Source organism: Mycobacterium sp. TH-M15 (assembly GCF_057473705.1).
Genome location: NZ_JBYCLB010000461.1, coordinates 1 through 2151, shown reverse-complemented (window position 1 = coordinate 2151; position 2151 = coordinate 1). Strand labels below are relative to the sequence as shown.

Sequence of the window (2151 nt, the reverse complement as noted above, 5' to 3'; positions counted from 1 at the left end):
TCGGCGTAGAACCGGAACCCGGCGACGCACTTCAGCGCCTCGGCTCGGGCCGATCGCAGCGTCTTGCCCATCTCGCACGTCATCATCGCCGCCACCTCGTCGGCCTCGGCCTCCAGCAGGTCGGCGGTGGCGTGCATCCAGCGAGCCCGCTCGGCGAAGCCGGTCTGCCGGTACCCGGCGAACCGGGCTGCGGCCCGCGTGATCGCGGCGTCGACCTGCTCGTCGGTGGCCGCGGTGAATGTCTTGACCGTCTCGCCGGTGGCCGGGTTGATCGTCGCGATGCCTGCGGGGGCTGTCGAGGGCACGCTGACCTCCTTCTGCGTTCTGCGTTCTGCGTTCTGCGGGTACCGGGTCCAGCCTGCCACTATTCGGTGGATGGCCGACGGGGCGACAGCACGGCCGCCGCCGTCAGCGTCGCCGGCGAGACCAACGCCAGCAGTTGCACACCCGCGGAGTGACCGATGTAGCCGTCCACCGAGTGCCACGGATGCCGGCTCAGCACCACCCCGGCGGCGATCAACCCGCCCGCGCTCAGCCCCAGCGTCGTCGCGTCACCGACCCGGTCACGGTCGCGCAGCCGGTATAGCAGGCCGACTGCGGTGCCGAACACGGCCAGCCCGCCGAGGCCGCCGATCAGCGTGCCCACCCCGAGCGCCGCGGTCACCGCCAGCCAGCGGGGCGGCGTCCACGGCCGGGCCGGCGCCGGGTCGTCGACCCGGTCCCGCCGGCGCCGACCCGTCCCTGGCCAGAAGGCCAGTATGGCCAGCAGCGGCAGCAGCGCCAGCCCGCCGGCCAGCGCGGCCTGGTAGAGCCGGTTGGACTCGAACGTCAGGGTGACCGCGTCGGCGGTACCCGCCGGCAGCAGCCAGCCCTGCTGCCATCCGTTGACCGTCACCGGCATCAGCCGGGTCCCGGCGTCGGTGCGGGCCACCCAGCCCGGGTTGACGCTCTCCGGGACCACCAGCACCCGGGGCGTCGCCGCACCGGTCAGCCGGACCTGGCGCAGCGCCGCGGTCCACACCCCGGTGACCGCCGGGGCCACCGCGACGGTGCCGTCGGCCGGGTCGGCGGCGGCGCCGGTGAGCTCGGCGCTGTCCACGACGAACGTCGCCCCCGGGCTGATCAGCAGCTCCTGCCGGCCCGGGGGGAGGGCGATCGGGTGGCGGTCGCAGACCTGCGCCGGCACCGGGTCGCCGTCCAGCAGCGCCCCCACCGTGGTGGAGATCGACGTGTGCACGAACCGTCCGGCGATCGCGATCACCGGGCCGTGATCGCAGTCGACGGTGACCCGGCGGGCCCGGTTGCCGGCGGCGTCGGCGGCCGCGATCGGACGACCGTCGGCGCCGAGCACCTCGATCTCGGCCAGCCCCGGCGGCTTGAGCTGATCGAAGCCGAGCGCGGTCCGGTCGATGACGTCCTGCCAACCCAGCACGCTGAGCGTGACGGTGTCGGTGAGCCGCGGCCGCAGAGCGACGGTCTGCACCCGGTCGGTGCCCAACTCCCGGACCTGCGGTCCGGCGCCCAGGTCGACGGCGACCAGCGTCGGCCGGGTCGGCACCGGCGAGAGCGCCCCGGCCAGCCGCAGCCCGCTGACCCGCTCGGGGTGCGGCAGCGTGATGGTCAGGGTGGGCGCGGTCCGGCCGGCGATGGCTCGCTGCGGGGCGGTCCACGCGGTGGCCGGGTCGCCGTCGGTGGCGGCGTAGCCGGAGCCCTGCACGTCGAGCAGGTCGGCGTCGCCGCGGGCGCGCAGGGTGCCCGGCTGGTGCACCAGGTCGGCCAGGTTGGGGCCGTGCCGGGCCCGCACCCACAGTGTCGGTGTCACCGATGTCGGGCGCGACACGTTCAGGGTTCGGCTGAAGGTGGCCGGTTCCTCGGGGTCGAGCATCATCGACGCCGCGCAGCGGAGGGCGTCTGGCGCCGCCGCGCAGCCGGGCCGGCCGGACATCCCGGCGCCGAGGTCCCACCGCGCCACCTCCGCGCCGGCCGGCGCTGCCGGCACCAGCACGGTGTGCCGCAGGTCGACCGGGTGAGCCGCCCCGGCCGCGTCGTACTGGGTGATCGACAGGTCGGTGATGCCGAACTGCACCCCGGGCGAGCCGTCGTCGGTGCCGGTCGCGGTGACCCGCACCCACGAGGTCTCGCCGTACGGCA

At 75.5% G+C, this 2151-nt stretch carries 1 protein-coding gene and 1 pseudogene; both read right to left on the bottom strand.

Annotation, left to right across the window (positions count from 1 at the left end; all coding sequences use genetic code 11):
- On the bottom strand, positions 1-281 hold a 281-nt coding region (locus tag AC2VNT_RS11165), incomplete at its 3' end, for an aldehyde dehydrogenase family protein (RefSeq protein ID WP_486946915.1).
- Between the two features lie 83 nt (positions 282-364).
- A pseudogene (locus AC2VNT_RS11160) lies at positions 365-2151 on the bottom strand (hypothetical protein); the annotation flags it as partial.